General features: G+C 64.3%; 1 pseudogene. It reads left to right on the top strand.

What is annotated here, in order from left to right:
- Nucleotides 1–72 precede the first annotated feature (72 nt).
- Nucleotides 73–648 (top strand): annotated as a pseudogene (locus tag CQY20_RS33985) (IS256 family transposase); the annotation flags it as partial.
- Between the last annotated feature and the right edge of the window lie 70 nt (nucleotides 649–718).

Below are 718 nucleotides of genomic sequence, written 5' to 3'. Positions count from 1 at the left end.
CTACGATGCATCACGGACCGACCAACCCCTGGTCGGAATCCAATAGCTCGAGCCTCCGGCGAATCCAGGGCGATTCAGCCGGCGGCGGTTGATGCCTTGTTGGCCGACGCGGAGGCTTCGGGCACCCCGATCGATGGCCCAGACGGACTGCTGGCACAGATGACCAAGGCTGTGCTTGAACGGGCTTTGGATGTTGAGATCGCCGATCATCTCGGCTACGAGCACGGTGATCCGGCCGGTTATGGCTCAGGCAACTCCCGCAACGGTCACGGCCGCAAGACCGTGCTGACCACCGCCGGACCGGTCGATTTGGAGGTACCTCGAGACCGCAACGGCACCTTCACCCCGGTGATCGTGCCCAAGCGCAAACGCCGGCTGGGCCAGGTCGAGGACATGATCTTGTCGCTGTATGCGCGGGGCATGTCCACCCGCGATATCACCGAGCATCTCGGCGAGGTCTATGGCGCTGCGGTGTCGGCGGCCACGGTCTCGCGGGTCACCGACGTCGTGGTCGATGAGATCGCGGCCTGGCAGTCGCGCCCGGTCGATCCGGTGTATCCGATCCTGTATATCGACGCCATCCGCATCAAGATCCGCGACGGCGGCGTGGTGGCCAATAAAGCCGCCCACGTCGTGATCGGTGTTGACCGTCTCTGTGGATGACGACCGCGGGGTGGCCATTCTTCATTGAGGCTGCCGATGTGGCGGTCGGCGTGGT

The sequence above is a fragment of the Mycolicibacterium agri genome (assembly GCF_002553505.1).
Taxonomy (GTDB): domain Bacteria; phylum Actinomycetota; class Actinomycetes; order Mycobacteriales; family Mycobacteriaceae; genus Mycobacterium; species Mycobacterium agri.
Note: the sequence above shows the minus strand (reverse complement) of the source record. Positions and strands in the feature narration are given on the sequence as shown.